Annotated in this window: 12 protein-coding genes; 2 read left to right on the forward strand and 10 right to left on the reverse strand. The window is 49.4% G+C overall.

The annotated features are described in order from the left end of the window. Nucleotides 1-3: 3 nt before the first annotated feature. From alaS to A5320_RS02070, 4 genes are all read right to left on the reverse strand, one after another. Nucleotides 4-2622 (reverse strand): alanine--tRNA ligase, encoded by a 2619-nt coding sequence (alaS, locus tag A5320_RS02055; RefSeq protein WP_442966051.1) that lies wholly within the window; start codon nt 2620-2622, stop codon nt 4-6. A gap of 65 nt (nt 2623-2687) precedes the next feature. Beyond that, on the reverse strand, nt 2688-3158 hold the full coding sequence (locus A5320_RS02060; protein ID WP_197489953.1) for a regulatory protein RecX: 471 nt from the start codon (nt 3156-3158) through the stop codon (nt 2688-2690). Continuing rightward, complete coding sequence (locus A5320_RS02065) at nt 3148-3894, reverse strand: hypothetical protein (protein WP_068060271.1); 747 nt, start codon at nt 3892-3894, stop codon at nt 3148-3150. Before A5320_RS02065 ends, A5320_RS02060 begins: the two co-directional genes overlap by 11 nt. A 281-nt stretch (nt 3895-4175) precedes the next feature. Next, the gene (locus tag A5320_RS02070) at nt 4176-6338 is read right to left on the reverse strand and encodes a S46 family peptidase (RefSeq protein ID WP_068060273.1); all 2163 of its coding nucleotides are present in this window, start codon (nt 6336-6338) and stop codon (nt 4176-4178) included. 257 nt (nt 6339-6595) lie between these two features. Between A5320_RS02070 and A5320_RS02075 the strand changes: the two genes are divergently transcribed. Together A5320_RS02075 and A5320_RS02080 are read left to right on the forward strand one after the other, a co-directional pair. Then, nucleotides 6596-7090 (forward strand): TIGR00645 family protein, encoded by a 495-nt coding sequence (locus A5320_RS02075; RefSeq protein WP_068060275.1) that lies wholly within the window; start codon nt 6596-6598, stop codon nt 7088-7090. A gap of 416 nt (nt 7091-7506) precedes the next feature. Then, nucleotides 7507-11211 carry a hybrid sensor histidine kinase/response regulator gene (locus A5320_RS02080; protein ID WP_157605590.1) on the forward strand — a complete coding sequence of 1235 codons (3705 nt, stop codon included), beginning with the start codon at nt 7507-7509 and terminating at the stop codon, nt 11209-11211. A gap of 92 nt (nt 11212-11303) precedes the next feature. Here the strand turns inward: A5320_RS02080 and pelA are convergent, their stop codons facing one another. From pelA to A5320_RS02110, 6 genes are all read right to left on the reverse strand, one after another. Continuing rightward, a complete protein-coding gene (gene pelA / locus A5320_RS02085) occupies nt 11304-12536 on the reverse strand; it encodes a pectate lyase (RefSeq protein ID WP_068060279.1) in 1233 nt (410 codons plus the stop codon). A 97-nt stretch (nt 12537-12633) separates the two neighbouring features. Further along, nucleotides 12634-15744, reverse strand: coding sequence for a TonB-dependent receptor (locus A5320_RS02090; RefSeq protein WP_068060283.1), 3111 nt, complete (start codon nt 15742-15744; stop codon nt 12634-12636). Nucleotides 15745-15876: 132 nt separating this feature from the next. Further along, a complete protein-coding gene (locus A5320_RS02095) occupies nt 15877-17511 on the reverse strand; it encodes an aldehyde dehydrogenase family protein (protein ID WP_068060286.1) in 1635 nt (544 codons plus the stop codon). A 123-nt stretch (nt 17512-17634) separates the two neighbouring features. Continuing rightward, on the reverse strand, nt 17635-18585 hold the full coding sequence (locus A5320_RS02100) for a sugar kinase (RefSeq protein WP_068060289.1): 951 nt from the start codon (nt 18583-18585) through the stop codon (nt 17635-17637). Nucleotides 18586-18658: 73 nt separating this feature from the next. After that, a complete protein-coding gene (gene eda / locus A5320_RS02105; protein WP_068060292.1) occupies nt 18659-19354 on the reverse strand; it encodes a bifunctional 4-hydroxy-2-oxoglutarate aldolase/2-dehydro-3-deoxy-phosphogluconate aldolase in 696 nt (231 codons plus the stop codon). Next, the gene (locus tag A5320_RS02110) at nt 19351-20940 is read right to left on the reverse strand and encodes a mannitol dehydrogenase family protein (RefSeq protein WP_082971481.1); all 1590 of its coding nucleotides are present in this window, start codon (nt 20938-20940) and stop codon (nt 19351-19353) included. Before A5320_RS02110 ends, eda begins: the two co-directional genes overlap by 4 nt. Nucleotides 20941-21007 lie beyond the last annotated feature (67 nt).

Here is a 21007-nt window from a genome sequence, read left to right on the forward strand (position 1 = left end):
AAATTACAGCTTTGAACTTAAGTAGTCAGGTACAGTAGCCAATACGCCTGCTAATGCTGCGACATTGGTACCACCGGCCTGAGCTAAATCCGGCTTACCGCCGCCTTTGCCACCGACCTGCTCTGCTGCCCAGCCAATCAACACGCCGGCCTGAACTTTATCCGTGAGATCTTTGGTGACACCGGCAATCAGACTAACTTTGTCATCTGCCGCTGTAGCCAGCAAAATCACGCCTGAACCTAATTTCACTTTCAGTTCGTCCACCATAGTGCGGAAGCCCTTGGCATCAGCACCTGGTAAATTGGCAATTAACACCTTCACGCCGTTAATCTGCACCACTTGATCCAATAATGATGCACCAGCAGCACTAGCCAGTTTAGCTTTAAGCTGTTCCAGTTCTTTTTCCAGCGATTTGCTCTTGTCTAAAGCTTGAGTCACGCGCTCGGCAATACTCATCACGTCGCCTTTGAGCATCGACGCCACTAACTGCGCTTGTTGCTCTAATTTATGCAAATGCGCAACTGCGCCTTCACCAGTGACGGCTTCAATGCGACGAATACCTGCGGCAATACCACTTTCGACCACAATTTTAAATAAACCAATATCGCCGGTACGTGCTACGTGGGTGCCACCACAGAGTTCAGTCGAGAATTCGCCCATCGACAACACCCGCACATCGTCGTCGTATTTCTCACCAAACAGCGCCATTGCGCCAGCGGCTTTGGCAGCATCCAGATTCATCAAACGGGTGCTGACTTGATGATTTTGCTGAATTTGCTGGTTGACTAACACTTCAATAGTGCGAATTTCATCGGCCTTCACAGCCTCAAAATGCGAGAAGTCAAAACGTAACCGTTCAGCGCCAACCAACGAGCCTTTTTGCGTGACGTGTTCACCCAGCACCTGGCGCAGCGCAGCATGCAATAAGTGGGTGGCCGAGTGGTTTTTCTTAATCGCATCACGGCGAGCGCTGTCGATGACGGCTTCAACCCGGTCGTTCAGCTGCAATGCCCCAGACAAGGTACCTTTGTGCGCAAAAGCTTTGCCGATTTTTAGAGTGTCGGTCACGGTGAACACACCGCCATCCGCCAGTTTTAACACACCGCTGTCGCCAGACTGACCACCCGACTCGGCATAAAATGGCGTTTGGTCCAGAATGATCAACGCTTGCTGACCGTCAATTAACGACGTCACTGCCGCGCCATCCCGCAGAATTTCGACTACGGTTGCATTGCCGTGCTCTTCGCTGTAACCAGTAAATTCGGTGACGTTAGCGGACGTTAGCGCCTGATTGTAATCAGCGCCAAAATTAGAGGCTTGTTGCGCGCGTTTGCGCTGAGCTTCCATCGCCGCTTCAAAACCGGCCTGATCCACGCTAAAACCACGTTCGCGCGCTACATCAGAAGTTAAATCAATCGGGAAACCGTAGGTGTCGTACAGTTTAAAAGCGATTTCGCCTGGGATCACGGTACTATCACCGAGCTGACCCAGCACGTCGGTCAGCAGTAACAAACCACGTTCCAGCGTTTTGCCAAACTGCTCTTCTTCCATCCGCAGCACTTTTTCGATAATGGCTTGTTTTTCAATTAGCTCTGGATAGGCTTCGCCCATCTGCACACCAAGTTCAGCCACTAACCTGCTGAAAAATACCCCTTTGGCGCCCAGTTGGTTACCGTGACGTACGGCACGGCGGATGATCCGGCGTAGCACATAACCACGACCTTCGTTGCTTGGCATCACGCCATCAGCCACTAAGAACGAACAAGAACGGATATGGTCGGCAATGACTCGCAAAGATTTATTGTCTAAATCGGTAGTACCGGTCACGGCAGCCGCAGCTTTAATCAACCCCTGGAAAATATCAATTTCGTAGTTGCTGTGCACGTGTTGCAAAATGGCAGAAATGCGCTCCAAACCCATGCCGGTATCCACGCTTGGTTTTGGCAGTGGTTCCATCCGGCCATCAGCGTGGCGGTTGAACTGCATAAACACGTTATTCCAGATTTCGATGTAACGATCGCCGTCTTCGTCTGGTGAACCCGGTGGGCCGCCCCAGATATGGTCGCCGTGATCATAGAAAATCTCGGTACAAGGGCCACAAGGACCGGTATCACCCATCGCCCAGAAATTATCTGACGCAAAAGGTGCACCTTTGTTGTCACCAATGCGAATGGCGCGATCAGCCGGAATACCAATTTCTTTGGTCCAGATATCGTAAGCTTCGTCGTCGGTGGCGTAGACAGTGATTAGCAGTTTTTCTTTCGGTAACTGCAAAACTTCAGTCAGAAATTGCCAGGCATAATGAATAGCGTCACGTTTGAAATAATCACCAAAGCTGAAGTTACCCAGCATCTCGAAAAAAGTGTGGTGACGTGCAGTATAACCAACGTTTTCTAAGTCGTTATGCTTACCACCGGCCCGTACACAACGTTGTGACGACACAGCTCGGTTGTAGCTACGCTTGTCCTGACCTAAAAATACGTCTTTAAACTGCACCATGCCGGCATTGGTGAACAGCAAGGTTGGATCGTTGCCTGGGATCAATGAACTGCTGGCAACTACCTGGTGATCTTTACTGGCAAAATAATCCAGAAATGCGCGCCGAAGCTGCGCTGATGTCATGTACATATCCAAATCCTAACTGTCGTGATGATGTCTGCCCGTTGTTGTTGCCTTGCTTGCTGCAACTACTCCGGCTTTAAGGCGTACTGGATTTGCGCGGAGTTAAAACCACGCCGCTGCATAAATCCCATGCGTTTTTGTTTGTCTTGAAAATCTGTGATTGGCTTGTCGGCAAATTTCTTTTGATATTGCGATAGTGCCAGTTCAAACCAGTCGATCTCGAGTTCCTCGAGCGTTTGCGTCAGTATTTCGCGGTCGATGCCATTTTCGCGTGCGGCCTGCGAAACGAATGCCGGACCGTAGCCTTTATTCACTTTCGCGCGCACCAGCATGGCGCAATAACGACTATCACTCTGATAATTTTCACTGGTACACCAGTCAATCACTTCGGCGATCACCTCAGCTTCGCCACCTTTTAGCAGCAATTTTTGCTTTAATTCCTGACGGCTATGATCACGTCGGCTTAATAAATCGATAGCGATTTTTTTAAGTTCTGCAGCACTGAGCGCAGTGGTTTGGTCTGGATCAGACTTCAAGGAAACCGGCCTTGTCGTCATCTTTATCACCACCACTGCCGTTGCTGTCTGTATCAACCGGCGTTAAGGCAAAAAACTCAGTAAACGACAGAAAGAAACTGATCGATAACAGCGGTAACACGACGATCCAGCTGATAAATAAACTTGGGATTCCGGTACTAATCAATAAAATTGCCACCGCACCGTACAAGGACAACGGTTGGACATTACGCCAGCACGCCATAAAGCTGGCTTGGAAAATAGGGAACAATCGGGTCTCTTTTAGAAAATAGGCAATGGCAATCGCATAGGCAAACAACATCAACACCAGTGTCATGCCAACCACAAATACTAATAATAACAAGAAGTTGACACTTCCCGTTTGCACTTGCTGGTAGAGTTCCTGTGCCAGCAGCGTCAGCGGAATACTGAACAACATATTGGCGGCCGCCAATCGCAAAAAAACCGGGCGGCAAGCGGGCTCTTTCAGTGGCTGCCAAAACTGCGCCAGACTGACTGTTGCACCTTTTTGACTGGCAACAATACAGCGGTACAAACCTGCAGTTAAAAATGGATTTAATAACGCCACCAACACACCAAGCAACGGGTGGATTGCGCCTAATAATGAAGATAAGTGAATAATTAATACCAGTTGGATCCATAAACCAGGCTGTTGTTTAAAAAGTGCCCAAGCCTGTTGCAACCAACGTAACCCAGCCGCGGCAGGAGCCCGGCGTACCACCAGTTGCAATTTCATCTGATTCTCTCCAAACCCAACATCATCGACACCCTGAACCTTTCACCGCTGTGGGAATACCAAATAGCAGCGCCATTCGCAGGTTTTAAAAGCGCCCTATCATACTGCAAAAAATGCTGAATACCAATCGGGATAAGGGATTGTGGTCTGGTCGGGTCTTACCAATGCATTCAGAGAATTTAGCAATACTGGTCAGTAGTGGCGAAGTGTATTAAAACAAAAGGCGCATCGTAGCTGGTCTACCATGCGCCTTTGATTAGAACTTTATAATGGAAACAAGCTTAACGCACAATCTCCATTTCTTTCAGCAGATTATCAGCACCATCCACTTTTTCCATTTGCCACAGCATATAACGGCTGTCGACGTGGATAGAGCGGTTCAGTGCTGGATCGTAATCGACGTCACCGATAATGCCTTCAATCACACCATCAAACAGCAGGCCGACTAATTCAGCTTTGCCATTGAGGGTTGGCGAGCCTGAGTTACCGCCGGTCGTGTCGACATTACTTAAGAAATTGACTGGCACAGTGTTCAGCACCGGATGGGTGTAACCAGCAAAATCTGCCTTTTGAATGGCCGCGAGCTGGGCTGGGGGTGCATCAAACGGATCGATGCCGGTGGCTTTTTCGACAATGCCTTTCACCGTGGTGAATGGGCTATAACTGACCGCATCACGTGGCTGATAACCCTGCACTGTGCCGAAAGTGACCCGTAAAGTGCCGTTGGCATCGGCATAAACCGGTTTATTTTGGGTTTTATTAAAAGCAATGACTGCTTCCATCACTTTTGGTCGCGCTACTGCAAACTTGCCCATCAACTCTTTGCCGGCATTTTCTTCCGCCAGATCGGTCTCAAACATCGCGACCGCAAACTGAATCATCGGATCAGCGCTTGCTTTAAAATCTTCCACTGATTTACCAACCCAAGCCAGCCGTTCCACTTCGTCACCGAGCTTGGTCTGCTGATACATCGTCTGCAGTTTTTCTTTTAAGGCTTTTTCATCAACATCTGTGCCGGTCAGACCAAAAAACGTATCCACAGCAGCTACTCGTTGTTTTGCTGGTAACTGGCTGTAATGTTTCAGAAAATGCAAAGCAATTTCCAGATCAACTTGTGGATCGAAACTACGTGACATCCGTTTTAAACTGGCGACAAACCGTTCCTGATCCCGTTCCTGATAACCGGTTTCACGATCTTCATTTGGTTTCGTCGATTCATGCGCCAAGCGATAAAGTTTACGCGCCGTGCTGAATGTCTGGGCGTAGCCAAAATAATTCAAAATCAAATCACGTTGTTGAAACTCGATACTCTGCTCTGACAAGTCCTGCAGGTTTTTCAACGCCGGAGCAAACCGCGCCTGTCGACCAGCGTCAGCTTTAATCCAGCGCAGCATAATTTGCTCCGAGGTATCTTTACGCTGCTGCGTTGTGCCTTTCTGATAGCTTTGCAACATGCCTTCGTAGTTTTTGGCATAGTTAGCAAGGCCAGCCAGAATCGACTCATACTTAATTCTGGTTTCTGAGCCGGCTGGAGCAATTTGTTTAATCAACTCAATGGTTTGTTCGCGGTAAGCTTTAGAAAGTGGCAAATTTTGGGTGAACATATTTTTCAGTTCAAACGCGGTGTTGTAGCGATTGGTGCGGCCAGGATAGCCAATCACCATCACCAAATCGTTTTCCTGCACACCTTTGGCCGACACTTTTAAGAAAGATGGTGGTGTGAAAGGCACGTTTTCAGCATTAAATTCCGCTGGTTTGCCGTCTTTACCGACATAAGCCCGGTAAAACGAATAATCGCCGGTGTGACGTGGCCACATCCAGTTGTCGATATCACCACCAAATTTGCCAACACCGCCAGCCGGGGCATGCACTAACCGCACATCATTGATTTCCAACTGTTTAATCAGGTAATACTCCAGACCACCATGAAAACTGTACACGCCACAACGATAACCAGCTGTTGCTTCACATTCAGCGATCAACTCTTTGCGCAACTGATCAATTTTATCAAACCGGTCTTTGCCGAGCAGTTGTGGTGTCAGTTCCTGATTAATTTGTTTGGTGACATTACTGACTTGTTCGGTGACAAAAATTTTTGAACCTGGTGCAGCTGGCAGTTCTTCATTGAGAGCTTTGGCCAGAAAACCAGTTTGCAATAAGTTATTTTGGGCGGTGCTGTTATGTTGAATACTGCCATAAGCGCAGTGATGATTGGTTACCGCCAAGCCCTGATTCGAAATAAAAGACGCAGTACAGCCACCTAAGCTAATCACAGCATTCATTGGGAAAGTGGTCAGCTGTGTGATGCTGGCGGCATCAATTTGCAAACCTTTACTTTTTAATACAGCTTCAAGTTCTGGCAATTGATGAGGCTGCCACATCCCTTCATCAGCCCAGCCATTGGCACTTAACACCAATGCCATCGCCAACATGGTTTTTTTCATTCTGAATTTCCTTTGTCTAAACTGTGATTACACCGCGAATTCAAGGCGTGGAAAAACCCGATAGTTAACGGGCTGTGGCTGGCATTGTGCGATAAATTTAATAAATGTACAGTACACTCACCGACAAATTCTCACTGTTGGTTGATTTTCAAGATAAAATCCCAATATCTGAAGTGCATTCTTTTTTAAACTTTATTTTATGAATGGTTTGTTGCGAATTCAGCAAGCGTTCGATAGCAGCGTTAATGGGAACTTCGATGGAAAAATTACTGGAACAGCTGATTTATGCTTCACGCTGGATTATGGCACCAATTTACCTCGGACTCAGTCTGGTATTGCTGGCACTTGGCATAAAATTTTTTCAGGAAGTGTTCTATATTCTGCCGGCGGTGTTCAGCATCAAAGAAGTGGATTTAATTCTGGTGGTACTGTCGTTGATTGATATAGCCCTGGTTGGCGGCTTAATCGTGATGGTGATGTTCTCTGGTTATGAAAACTTTGTCTCACGGCTTGATATCAATGAAACTGATGAAAAATTAAACTGGCTAGGTAAAGTTGATTCGGCATCGTTAAAGAACAAAGTAGCAGCGTCGATTGTCGCCATTTCTTCCATTCATTTATTAAAAATATTTATGAATACTCCGAACATTCCGAACGATAAAATCATGTGGTACTTATTGATCCATATCACTTTTGTGGTTTCAGCCTTCGCAATGGGCTACCTGGATAAAATCATGAAAGACAAAGTTTAAACAATATCTCAATTAGCAACTCAACACGGCCAAATCCCGGCTGCAACAATCATCTGGCCGGATAACAAAAGCGTACCATTGTCCGGTCTGAGCTTTTGTGTCACAGATATGATGCCAGAGCTTTTATGCCAAAGCTTTTATGCCAAAGCTTTTATGTCAAAGATTAGTGTAATTTTTGCTTTAGCTTATCGGACTTTGCCATGTACTATAGCTTTGTCTAAAGTTTGACCTGAGTGAGCCAACAGGTCTATACCCAAAATCATTGAAGATTCGGGTAGGCGGCAACTGAACAAATCCCCGGGAGCTTAGCTGTTCTAAGTGACCGGGGTGAGTGAAGGCGGCCAACAACCCCGAACCTTCAAGGATGACGGGTATATACAACCGGGTCAGTGCTAATAAGTATAAAGAGGTACAGTGTGCAGGGATCCGCGCCTGGCGTTTCGCCATCCCCCTTCAATTCATGTTGTCGCAAGCTGTGGTTATGGCTGTGTTTATCGTTGCTGGTAGTCGGCAACGTTGCTGCCACAGCCAGCGAAAATGGTTTACCTCTGCTGAAAAACTATAAGCCCAAAGCCTACAATGCCGGCACCCAAAACTGGGCCATCGTGCAGGATCAACGTGGTATTTTGTATGTTGGCAATAATGTCGGTGTGCTGGAATTTGACGGTGTGCAGTGGCAAACCATTCAAACTTCAAATCAGTCGGTTGTCCGTTCGTTGGCCGTTGGACCCGATGGCCGGATTTTTGTCGGTGCCAAAGGTGATTTAGGTTATATCGACCCTGCCGTTGGTCCGCATTTTGTGTCCTGGACCGAACGTATTCCAGAACAATACCGTGATTTTTCTGACATCCGGCAAACCTTCGTCACCCCTGCTGGCGTGATGTTTGTATCACGCCGTGATGTGTTCTTAATGAATGAACAACAGGTTCATACCTGGCGCAGCGACAGCCATTTTGGCAAAGCCTTTCAGATTGGCGAGAAAATATTAATTGTCGATGCCGAACTTGGGCTGTTGCAATTCACTGAAGGAAAGTTGCAGCCGGTTGCCGGCACTTCAGCACTGCTGAACAAAAACATTTTTGTCATTGAAGCATGGCACAATAATCAACTGCTGATTGGCTGCCGTAACACCGGCTTTTTTCTGCTGAATGATCAAGGGCTGCACCCCTTTGCGACAGATATCGACAGCCGTTTAAATCAGACCCTGCTCTACAACAGCAAAAAATTACGCAATGGTTTACTGGCCATCGCCACGGTGCGTGACGGGGTGTTTTTGCTGAACGAGCAAGGCAAACTTGTTAATCATCTTAATATCAATTCAGGTTTGCTAAACGACAATGTGCGCGCCATGTATGAAGATCCACAACAAGGTTTATGGCTGGCACTTGACCACGGCCTGGCGCGGGTGGAAGCATCTTCGGCGATTTCGTTATACAACCATGTCACAGGTCTTACCGGCAACGTCCACGCCTTACATCGTCATCAGCAGCAACTTTATGCTGGTACCAGCCAGGGCTTGTTCCGGCTTGAATCAACCAGTGGCAAACAATCGGCTTTTTTGCAATTACCACAACTGAAATTTCAAACCTGGGATTTGGCCAGCGTCGGCGACGACTTATTAGTTGCCAATAACAAAGGCGTGTATCTGCTGGTCAATGAACAGGCGCAACCGCTGTTGAGTTCGCCGGTATCCAGTAAGGTGTTGTTGCAATCAAAGCAGCAGCCACAACAGGTGTGGATTGGACTACAAAATGGCCTGATGAGCTTGCGAAAAACCGCAGCCGGCTGGCAGGCTGAACCTGAAATTGAAGGGGTGGCCGGGAATATCAACAGCCTGGTTGAAACTGCCGGAGGTGAATTGTGGGTGGGTTCGCTGGCGCATGGCATCTACCGTTTGCAGCTGCCACCTGCCACTGCCGATCAACAACGCCCTGCACCTATTGTGACTCACTTTGGCGAGGTTCATGGACTCCCCAGTGACAATCGTAATTCAGTGTCGTTACTCGATCAGAAATTGTTAATTTCCACAGTTCGTGGTTTGTATCGTTTTGATCCAGCCAGTCAGCGGTTTTCCCCGGATAGCGCTTATCAGTCGTTGTTTACCGATCAACCCTGGGTGCGGGCGCCGTCACGCGATAGTCAGGGGCGACTGTGGATGTTGACCTGGAGTAACCAGACCGGCGAACGTCAGGCCGGTGCCGCAGTGCCGGTAACCGCCGCTAAAACCGGTGCAGATCAGGCCACTGTACAGTCGGCTGATGGTGCTGGCTCTGGCATGGATACGAGCAGCGCCAACCTGCAGTGGACCACGGCGCCGCTTTATCCGCTCGCCGACACGCCACTGGATGAAATTCTGATCGAATCCGACGACGTGATCTGGTTTGGTGGTGCCGAAGGTATTTTCCGCTTTGCCGCTGCCAAAAACCAAACCGAGCTTACGCCAACCCAGCAATTCCCGCCGTTAATCCGTCGGGTGCAACATCAGGGCGTGCCATTGGCGCAGCTAGCGGGTCAGCCGCTGCAATTGTCGGCCAGCCAGAACTCATTGCGCCTGGAATATACAGTGCCGCGATTTGGGCATTTGGATACCATGTTATTCCGGGTAAAACTTAATGGTTTTGAAACCGACTGGTCGAGGTGGAGCAACGAAACTTACCGCGACTACACCAACTTACCAGCCGGTCGTTATCAGTTTGAAGTGCAATACAAAAATGCTTTTGGCGATATCAGCACGGCCAGTCCTTATCAACTGCAGATTGTCAGCCCCTGGTATTTACGCTGGTGGGCGGTGGTCAGTTATTTGCTGCTGATTGCTTTGGGCGTGCTGTCGGTGATGCGTTGGCGGTTAAATCTGGCGCTGCGCGAGCAACAAAGGCTCAGCCTGCTGGTGAACGAACGCACCCAACATCTGGAAAATACCATGCAGATGCTGGAGCAAGCCAAAACCAAGGCCGAAGCAGCGGCGCAGGCGAAAAGTGAATTTCTGGCCAATATGAGTCATGAGATCCGCACCCCAATGAACGCCATTATTGGTTTTTCACAGCTCGCACAAAATACCGAATCCTTTGCTGAGCAGCAGCTATACCTTTCGAAAATCACCAATTCCAGTAAAATATTATTGAGTATTATCAATGATATACTCGACTTCTCCAAAGTCGAAGCCGGCAAACTGGAGCTGGAAAAAGTCCGGTTTCGGTTAAGCGATATGCTGCAGCAAGTGCGGGATTTATTTATCGAGCAAAGCCGGCAAAAACGCCTCGAATTACAGTTTAGCGTTGAGCCTGGTGTACCAGATTTTCTGGTCGGCGACCCACTGCGATTAAGCCAGGTGCTGGTGAATTTACTCAGTAACGCTGTGAAATTTACCGGAACCGGTCAGGTGACTTTAACGGTGGATCACTGTGCGGATCTGACCAAAACAGCACAGAGCGGCGAAGGTTGCCATGATGAAATCTGGTTGCAGTTTGCGGTCAAGGACACCGGCATTGGTTTAACGCAGGAGCAATGTGACAATCTGTTCCAGGCTTTTAGCCAGGCCGACAGCTCGACCAGCCGAAAATACGGCGGCACTGGCCTTGGCTTAAGCATTGCCCAGCGGTTAGTTGGCTTGATGGGCGGCAGTATTCAGGTGCAAAGTGAAGTCGGGATCGGCAGTACTTTTAGCTTTAGTGCCCGTTGTTATACCGCTACAGCTGTTGCCCCCCCCCCTGGTCAGCAACCAACGGCCGCGGCCCAGGCAGGCACCTCGACAAGTGGCGCGCCGGGTCTGGTGTTGTTGGTCGAAGACAACAGTTACAACCAGACACTGGCAAGGATCATTCTGCAGCATGCCGGTTTTTCCGTGAATATCGCTGAAAATGGTGCGCAGGCGCTGGAAATGCTGAAGGAACAATCTTATCAACTAGTGCTAATGGATGTGCATATGCCGGTGATGGATGGCTACACCGCCACCCGCGCGATTCGGGCACAAGCGCAATATGCCAGACTACCGGTGATCGCATTAACCGCGCACGTCACGGCGGATTTCCACCAGGAATGTCTGGACGCCGGCATGAACGATTTTGTCACCAAGCCAATTGACGCCCGTACCTTGCTGGATAAAGTCCGGGAGTGGGTGTAATCCACGGTTAACATCTGGGGTCAGAGTCAATTGTTAACAGATTTTTGTTAACAATTGACTCTGACCCCAGATGTTAACTAACGCGAAGTCTTTCACTCATTCTGCTGCCATTTGGGGTAAGCCTTCAGCACCGCTGCGGCATTATTTTGATACCAGCCATAACCTTGTTGCCGCTCCAACGATAAATCGCTGACTTTGGCTTTGATACTGCCGTCGCGATCAACAAACAGCGGTTGCTGGGTTTTTAAATCATAAAACCTGGCCCACAGTGGTTTGGCGCCTGGAGCTGCCACCAGTCGCATCCCTTTGTCGTCGCGCTCCACTTTGGTATCGAGAATTTGTTTTTCCGAAAACCAGCTCACTGCCGCTTCTACCGCTTGCACCACAGCCGCTGATGGCCTTGGTAATTCCATCAATAACAAAGTAACCCCGGCACTTTCGCTACTGGCAAGCGCCGCTAGTTCATATGCACGCGCCGCCATCGGCTCTAAAGTTAATGGATGATGTTGCGCCGCCCAAATGGTCAGTTTGCCGTTTAATTTCACCTGCGCTTTTAACAACAATTCAGTGCCAAGCACAAACTGCTGCTGTGCCTGTTGCCGCATTTGCGTCGGCAGCAGCGCAAACTGTGGTGCCGTCGCGACATCTTTTAGCAATCTTAATAATTCCACCAATACATGATCGTTGAGAGTCAATGCATCATGATAACCACCCCGCAGCGGATAAATCTGCGCAAAACCACCATTGGGATATTGCGCCGCCAGCACAAACAATACCCCCTGCTCCAGCGCTGCTTTTATCTGAGATTTTAAGGTTGCGGGCGCATAAGGATAAAATGCCGCCAGCCAGCGTAATTGGGTGGTGGTAGCACCATTATCAAAAGTCGGAATATAGTTTTTCTCGACGCCAAACATTTGGCCGGGTTGCCGTAGCTGGCCCGCCATATCGGTTCTTTTACTCCAGCCACCGGATGGCGTCTGAAAAGACAAAATCACTTGGGCTACCCGAATGGCATCCGGGCTTTGCAGGTATTCGATGCTTGGCTCTGGCTCAAAACCAAATTGTTTGTGCTTAAATGGCTTAGCGGCTTTGGTCTGCTTCAATGCCACCAGCTCGTGTTGCAACAATGCCTGATCCTTGGCCGCTAATGCCGTTGAGCGCGCAAAATAGGCCTGCCAGGCTGGGTCTTGCGCAACTTGTTGACGCCATTCAACACTTTGATCCTGCTCTGGATCCGTCGTTGTTGCATTGCTATTCAATGGCAGTGCTGACAACACTACCCATACGAAAAAACACCATGAAATCCCTAAAATTTTTCTTAACATAGTTTGTCCATCTGGCTAACCAACGCGCATCCGGACTTGCTGCCAAAACCAGGTCCGGAGTGGTTCAAACAACTTGGTTCATCGAGGAAGTTACCGCTTAAAACGATCCACGAACCCCAACCAAATACTGGCGCCCGGTCAGCAGATATTCCACCGGACGAGACGTATATACATCACTCCACTGCTCGGTTGGCGCATTCGTCAAATTCAGCGCTTCAAACGACAACGACAGATGTTCATTAATCTGATAACGCGCCGAAAAGTTCAACTGACCTTTGTCTTCATAACCTCGGCCAAAACTGCCTTCGTCTTTGTATTTATCCAAGTACTCTTTGGTGTAACGTTCGCGGAAGTTATACGACACCCGCGCGCCCCAGTTGTCCTGCTCAAAATACACTGTGTAGTTATAACTTAATCGCGAGGTTTCTTCGGCTAGTAAACTTGCAACCTGCACGGTAAATGGGTCGGTAATATCACGTTTATAGTCAATCCAGGTTAGATTCGACAAGAAACCAAAACCATTCCAGGGCTCTGGCAAAAAGCTAAACGGTTGTTGGTAAATCAATTCCAGACCTGTCACACCTTCTGCTGGTGTATTCAGCAATTGCGTGACATCCCAGGTGATGGTTGCAGGGTCAACTTCACCCAAATCAATGCCCATCGCGCTTAACTGCTCACGCGAATACACTTCTTGCTTGGAGCCTTTACTAAGACCCGTGATGTCTTTATAAAACGCTGCCACCGCCAATAACGATTCTTCAGCAAAATACCATTCTAATCCGATATCCACCTGATTGGATTCATAAGGACGCAAGGTTGGCCCAGCGCCTTGCTCGATGGTCGCCGTTGGATCTTTGCTATCCGGTGTATTCACTTTGATAGCCGAGGCCAAATCGGCAATCGCAGGCCGGGTGATGGCTTGGGACAAGCTAAAACGGGCGACGACATCGTCGGTTAAATCATAGGCCAGGTTTAAAGACGGCAATACATCGCGGCTTTCACTGACCGTTTCGCGCCAGCCGTAACCACCGGCGAAATTAGCGCCATCGCCACGGCCTGGCGTGTAACCGTCGGCATAAATATGATCGAGGTTCACAATGGCCGAGGTGTTGGTATTTTCAATCACCCGTACACCGATATTGCCGCGGACATCTTTATCAAACAGAGTTTTAGTAAAATCGAGTTGCAGATAAGCACCGGTCACTTGTTCTTTGACATCATAAGTGGTGGCATAACGTTCTTTCGCTTCGAAGAAACTTTCACCACCAAAAGCGGCCAAAGATTTAGCGTAATCCGGTGTTAACCAGCTACCAGCGGTTAAGGTTGAAGAACCTGGTACCGAGGCGGCATTGCCAAAAGAAGCGCCGACATCACTCAGCGACAAGCCAAATAATGCCCCCCGTAGCCTATCTGCCGCCAGTTTTTGCACCAACGCTTCGGCGCTGTCGCCGCTGGTTTTATTGGTGGCGGTATTCAGCACTTTCCAACCGTTATCACCCTGCACGTTGGCCGTTTCAAATACCCGGTGATTCAGACCAAACTTCAGACTGTAATCATCGTTCAGTACATATTTAAAGCTCAGGCTTAAATTGCTGTTTTCGCTGTCAATATACTGATCTTTATTTCGCGCCAAGCCAATGCTGTATAGATCCGGGTTTAACATCAGCTGCTGTAATTGCGCAGCAGTGTAAGTCGCGCCAGGTTTTTGCGCCGGGGCAAAAGCAAAAGAAGGCATATCCATATTCATCGAACCGGCGCCGATGCTGGTACCTTTTTGGCCAATCAATGCCACGGGGTCGATAGCACCATCAAAACTGTAGGCAAAAGTCGAGTTAAAGGAATCCAGCGCAAAAGTATGCTGAAACGGCGTCTCTAATTTCGATTCACCAAAACCGGCCAGCGCCACCAGTGATAGCGCGTCATTGAGTTGCCAGTCGGCGGTGAGCGTCACTTGATTAAAGTCAGAAGTGGACACATCTTTACGCGCTTCTGAGCGGATTGGCACGCCAGATAAAGTCGCAGCGACCACGGTATTGTTGGCATCAACGACCAGATTCTCGGCGTAAATATTGGTTTTGCTGCTGACATTACCGCGTAGCAGTGCCGAATAATGAAATTCATCCATGGTGCTATCAAGCGAAGCATGCAGCAGATCCAGACTAAAACGTAAATCATCAGTCGCCTGATATTGCAGCGCCCCGGTTAAACCCAACCGGTCTTGGGCTTTATTAAAAATCGAATAACGCGGAATACGTGGTAGATACAAACCTTCCATATTGGCATTGGTGTAGGCGCCTTTGGGCGACAATAAAAACACCGGCGCTGCGCTCAGTTTGTTATCTGGCGAACCGGCTTTAAAGGATGGATGGTTGATATTCCAACGCAAGGTCGTGGCACCTTCACTTTGTACCAAGCCTTCCGAATAGGCGGCAGAAAATAACACGCCAAATTTGTTGTCCCAGTTTTTGCTGAACATCATTGATGCACGCGGCGTCACTTCTTCCGCCACATCGTTGTAACGGGCGTTCAGGTTATAAGCGAATTTATCTTCCTGATACTGAAAAGGCCGCGCCGTTTGTAAATTCACGTTACCAGAAATACCACCATCTTCTAGTTCAGCGGAACTGGTTTTATTGACATCAATCTGGGTAAAGAGCTCGGAGGCAAAGACGTTAAAATCAAAAGCCCGGCTTTTATTGGCGCCGCCGGCAGCATCGGTGGCGGCTCCGGCGGATGCCGATTCCATGCCGTTAATGGTGGTTTTGACAAAGGTTGAGCCCAAACCACGCAAACTGATTTGCCGCCCTTCACCGGCGTCTTGTTCAATGGCAATGCCAGGCACCCGCGCGAGCGCATCGGCGATATTTAAATCCGGGAATTTACCTAAATCTTCCGCGAGGATAGTTTCTTTGGAGCCGACCGCTTCTCGTTTGGCCATTAACGCCACATTTAAGCTGCCGCGAAAACCGGAGACGGCGATCACTTCGATGTCTTTTTCTTTGGCTGTTGCGGCTGCTGGCTTGTTAGTATCAACTGAGCTTTGTGCCTGCGCTGTATTCTCCGGCGTCACCATTTCTTGTGCTACCGCCGGTTGCAGCAATATCGTCATGCCGCCTGCTAATAACATCGCCTGAAATAATGGCTGCAAACGGTTTAACTCTGTTGACTGGTGCGCGCCAGTCTGTTGATTCGATTTTTGTAATGTCATGGATATACCCTGTCTTTTTTTGTTGTGATTACAGATTCTTACTGCGACCTGCTTGTTGGTTTAAAGGCGAAAATGCTGCCATTGGTAGCCAAAATCATTCAGCCACCGGTGGCAATTAAGTTAATTAAAAAATCAAAACAAAAAGTCCGTCGCCAGAAAGCTTGAACTGCGCTGATGGATCATTTGTTTTAATAAGGCAATTTGCTGATCGTTTTGCTTGGCGGCGACCAGCGTTGGAATAGAAAACTGCAACAAGGCGTCTTCCACCGACAAGGTGCCTTCGGCTGAGTCTTTGCGACCGGTAAAGGGGAAACTATCCGGACTGCGCTGACACTGACTGTTGATATTGATACGGCCCACCTGATTGGCAAAAATATCCACCAACTCACCGACTTGTTGTGGCTCACGACCAAAGATACTGAGCTGCTGGCCAAAGTCAGCATGGATCACATAATCAATCACTTCGCTGATGTCATGAAATGGCACTACCGGCACCAGCGGACCAAATTGTTCTTCCTGGTATAAGCGCATCTCGGCAGTTACCGGATACAACACCGCCGGTTTAAATAACGATGCCGCCACGTCGCCGCCACCTTGGTTCATCACCTGCGAACCTTTTGAAGTAGCATCTTCTAATAACGCGGTTAAAGCAGCGGTTTTACCGGGTTCCGGCAACGGGGTAATTTGCGCACCGGCTTGCCATGGCATCGCGAGTTTCAGCACATTGACTTCCAGCGCCAGCTTTTGCACAAATTCGTCGGCAATCGACTGATGCACAAACAGAATTTTTAACGCGGTACAGCGCTGGCCGTTAAAACTCAAGGCGCCGGACACCGCTTCTTTCACCGTGGCGTTCAGATCGCAGCATGGCAAAATAATCGCCGGATTTTTCGCATCTAACCCCAGCACCGCGCGCAGCCGGTGTGGTTTTGGATGGAGTTTTTTTAAGTCGCTGGCGCCTTTATTAGTCCCGATAAAAGCAAATAGATCAATTTTGCCACTTTCCATCAGTACGCCAACCGTTTCGCGGCCACGGCCATAAATGATGTTAATCACCCCAGCCGGAAAACTGTCGGCGAACGCCTGCAACAACGGCTGGATCAGTAACACGCCATATTTAGCCGGTTTAAAAATCACCGTATTGCCCATGATCAAGGCCGGGATCAAGGTGGTAAAAGTTTCATTCAGCGGATAGTTAAAAGGCCCCATACAAAGCGCCACACCGACTGGTACCCGGCGGATTTTGCCGATGGTGCCCTGCTCGACAATAAAGTGTGCGGCGTTGCGATCCTGCTGTTTTAGCGCATGAATAGTGTCGCGGATATAGTCACAGGTGCGGTCAAATTCTTTGCTGGCATCGGCTTCATTTTTGCCGATTTCCCACATCAGCAGCCGGATGACTTCGCTGCGGGTTTTCAGCATCGCCTGCAGGAATTTTTCTACATGCAGCACCCGCTCCAGCACCGGCAGCGTCGGCCATTCACCACGGCCTAAATCGTAAGCCTTGAGCGCTGCATCCAACGCGGTTAAGGCAGCGGCACCATCGAGCAACGGCGTGGCACCGAGCACATAAGGCGTTAATTCATTTGTGTTTTCATCACGTAAACAGACCGGACTCACCACCGGCGCCAATTCGCCCGGCCAGCTTTTGAGTGCACCACCGATTAAATAGTCGCGTTGAAACACCGGTTCGCCCGGCGCAAATTGCGGCGGAATATCGGCACTGGTTGGAAATAATCCGGCTAAAGGGCTGACTGGTTGGTTCACGTTGCTGCTCCTGCAAAAGGCTAATGTGCTGCTATTAATTAGGTAATTGCCGAATTTCAGGCAAAAAAAGCCCGTACTGCGGCGAACCGCAGCAAAAATTGCTTCGAACGAGAAATTCGTTAACTAGAAATCGGCGATCGGATTTTTAGTTTGAAACTCGGCAAATTTGTCTTTGGCGACAATAGCGCCGGTATGTTCCACCACAAATGCCGCCAAAGTCGCTGCGTACTGACAAGCCGCTTTCGGCGATTTGCCTTGTAACCGCGCCGACAAATAACCGCCATTGTAGGAATCGCCAGCGGCTGTGGTATCGACCACTTTTTTCACCTGCACCGCCGGGCTATGAAAAGAATCACCATCCACCAGCGCCAGCACACCTTCTTTGCCGTTTTTAACAATGATTTCCTGCACGCCATAACTGACTAACCGCGCCAGCACAGCTGCAGAGTCGACATCGTTAAACAGCACTTTATGGTCGTCGACGCCCGGCAGCGCTAAGTCCGCCAGCTGATAAGCGCGGATAAAATTCTCCCGCGCCTGCTCCGGATTTTGCCATAAAGCCGGCCGGTAATTGGGGTCAAAGCCGATACGACAACCGCTGGTTTTAAGTTCCTTTACCAGTGCAAACAAAGCTTCGCGATCTTCCGGCGACAAAATGGCCAGCGTGATACCAGAGAAATAAAACAGATCCGTAGCTGTTAACGAAGCTTGTAGTTGCTGCGCTTGCAGGCATTGCAGCACTTGTTTTGCCGCCGAGGTTTCGCGCCAGTAGACAAAACTACGTTCGCCAAAACAGTCGGTATTGATCATATACAGGCCAGGACGGGCGGTTTTGGTGCGCAGTAATAAATCGGTGTCGATTTTTTCATCCTGCACTGCTCGCAGCAATTTATCGCTAATCAGATCAGTACCGATGGCGCTGAAAAACTGCACTTGAGCCTCAGAGCCGACACTGCGTTTTAAATACACCGCGGTATTAAACACGTCGCCAGCAAAATTCTGGTGGTAAACGTTTTCGACCAGTTGGAACAGCTCGACCATACATTCACCCATCATGATAACCCGTTGTGTCATAGTCTTTCGCCGTCCGTCTGAGTTGCTAATTGTCTGCGTTAACAGTCGTTTAAAAGATAAGCAATGTGCCAGTTTAAGCCCTGCGCTGCAAGGCAGCGACTGGCTTGCAACGATGTGCAACCGCTACCGCAGCTGCCGCCAAATCCGTGATCTGTTGCCATTCACCGGCTTTCACCAGTGCTGCTGGCGAAATCCAGGAGCCGCCGACCACAAACACATTGGTCAAACTTAAATAATCCGCCAGATTATGCTGAGCAATTCCGCCGGTCGGACAAAACCGCACTTGCTGATAGATACCGCTCAGAGCTTTGAGCATTTCTGTGCCACCACTTAAATGCGCCGGAAAAAACTTCAATTCGGTTAAGCCCATTTCCAGCGCCATCGCCACTTCTGAACTAGTCGACACACCAGGCGCCATCGCCAGACCGGTATCGATCATCGCTTGCAACAACGCTGGGGTGCTGGCCGGGCTCACCAAAAACTGAGCTCCGGCGTTTTTGCAATTGTCGGCATCGGCTTTACTCAGCACTGTTCCTGCGCCGACTAACAAATCCGGGCATTGCTGGCGAATAGCACTGATGCCATCGAGCGCAGCGGCGGTGCGAAGAACCACTTCCACTGCGCTGATGCCGCCTTGTTGCATCGCTTTGGCGATGTGCACCGCTTGCGCTGCGCTATCGGCCTGAATAATCGGCAATAAAGCTGGGCCGCTGATTAGGGAAGACAATGCGGGCTGTGCCGAAGTAGATGGTGAAGAAAAAACGGTCATGCCGAAACTCCGTCTGGCTGCAATTGCAGCGCTAAAGTAGAAAGTTGTAATTGATCAAGGCTGGTGTAGGCCTGCTTCAGCGCTGCGACAAAACGGCTGTCCAGCGCCAATTTGGGCGGGAATACCGCGTCTAAGGTTAGAAACAGCGCAATATCGGTGCCAGCATCAATTGAGGCTGTTGCCGAAGAAACTGGCGAACACTGCGCCGCCACCGCCAGCAATTGTGCCGCCAATGGATCGACCAGCGTCACCCCTGCAGCCTGCTGTGAAGAACGCAACCGGATAAACCGACACCAGGCGGCAATCGCCAGCGCCAGTTTGGCAATAGGACGACCGGCCGCTAAATTATCCTGAATAATCGGAATAAGCCGCATCGGTAACTTTTGCGAGCCATCCCAGGCGATTTGCGCCAGTAAATGCCGCACTGACGGGTTTTCAAAACGGCGGAAAATATCGGCACTATAACTTGCCAAATCGAGCTCGGCTGGCGCCTGAAACGACGGCTGAATTTCTTCAGCTACCAGCGTTTTTAAGAAACTAACCAACACCGGTTGTTGCATCGCGTCATAGACGGTTTCAATGCCAAGCAACACACCAAGGTAAGCCATGGTGGAATGTGGCGCGTTGAGTAGCCGCAACTTGGCTTTTTCAAAAGCACTGACGTCGCTGGCATAAATCACCCCAGCTTTGCCCCAGGTTGGGCGGTCGGCAGGCAGAATATCTTCGATGACCCACTGGCAAAAAGCTTCGCGTTTAATCGGCCAGGCGTCAGTTAAACCAAGCTCATGAGCAACTGCTTCACGCAGCGCATCATCGGTTGCCGGAGTAATACTATCGACCATGGTGCAAGGGCTAATCAGCTGCTGTTTCAGCCAATTGGCCAGCGCCGGTGAGCTTTTTTCGGCAAAGGCCAATAACGCATTTTTCAGCTTATGACCGTTGTCGGTTAAGTTATCGCAGCTAATCACCACAAAAGGCGGCACATTGGCGGTAAAACGCAGTTGCAAGGCTTTCACCAATAAGCCAATAGCTGATTTGGGCTGACTGTCATCAGCGAAACTCTGTAAATCATGCACAATATCAGCATGTTGCAGATCCAGCTGCCCGGCACCGTTTAAGCAGTAACCTTTTTCGGTAATGGTCATGGTGACATATTTGGCCGATGCTGCTGTTAAGCGCGCCAGCACCTGCGGGAAATGTTTCGGTGCGACCAGCACTTCGGCTACTGAGCCAATCAGCTGATAACTAGTTTGCTGCTCCATCACCGCCAGCGTATATAAACCATCTTGCGGCGTTAATGCATCCGATACGTCAGAACTTCTAAGCGCCACGGCACAAATCCGCCAGTCGCCGCCCTGCTTGAGCGCTTGGTGCGTATACCAGGCCTGATGGCCGCGGAAAAATGCGCCGGGGCCTAAATGCACGATGCCAATGCCGGGCTGCTGTGAGCTGGCTTTTTGTAAATAATCCGGCAGCGCTAACTCAGCAGCAACCGCGGAATTGCGTAGCGTCTGCTGACTTAACCGCGCGAGGGTTGAAGTATTGGTTTCTGCCAGCGGTGGCATTGTTTGTGCGTTTGCGCTCATCACAAAATCCATAGTTACTAAAACGCTACTGGAACTATTTAAAGTCCCAGCGGAAATTAAATCCGCC

Origin of the sequence: Rheinheimera sp. SA_1 (assembly GCF_001669775.1) — a bacterium.
Taxonomy (GTDB): Bacteria; Pseudomonadota; Gammaproteobacteria; order Enterobacterales; family Alteromonadaceae; genus Pararheinheimera.

Coding starts and splice junctions, on each gene's coding strand:
- alaS (WP_442966051.1), bottom strand. CDS start 2,622: ATGACATCAGCGCAGCTTCGGCGCGCATTTCTGGATTATTTTGCCAGT.
- A5320_RS02065 (WP_068060271.1), bottom strand. CDS start 3,894: ATGAAATTGCAACTGGTGGTACGCCGGGCTCCTGCCGCGGCTGGGTTA.
- A5320_RS02070 (WP_068060273.1), bottom strand. CDS start 6,338: ATGAAAAAAACCATGTTGGCGATGGCATTGGTGTTAAGTGCCAATGGC.
- A5320_RS02075 (WP_068060275.1), top strand. CDS start 6,596: ATGGAAAAATTACTGGAACAGCTGATTTATGCTTCACGCTGGATTATG.
- pelA (WP_068060279.1), bottom strand. CDS start 12,536: ATGTTAAGAAAAATTTTAGGGATTTCATGGTGTTTTTTCGTATGGGTA.
- A5320_RS02090 (WP_068060283.1), bottom strand. CDS start 15,744: ATGACATTACAAAAATCGAATCAACAGACTGGCGCGCACCAGTCAACA.
- A5320_RS02100 (WP_068060289.1), bottom strand. CDS start 18,585: ATGACACAACGGGTTATCATGATGGGTGAATGTATGGTCGAGCTGTTC.
- eda (WP_068060292.1), bottom strand. CDS start 19,354: ATGACCGTTTTTTCTTCACCATCTACTTCGGCACAGCCCGCATTGTCT.
- A5320_RS02110 (WP_082971481.1), bottom strand. CDS start 20,940: ATGAGCGCAAACGCACAAACAATGCCACCGCTGGCAGAAACCAATACT.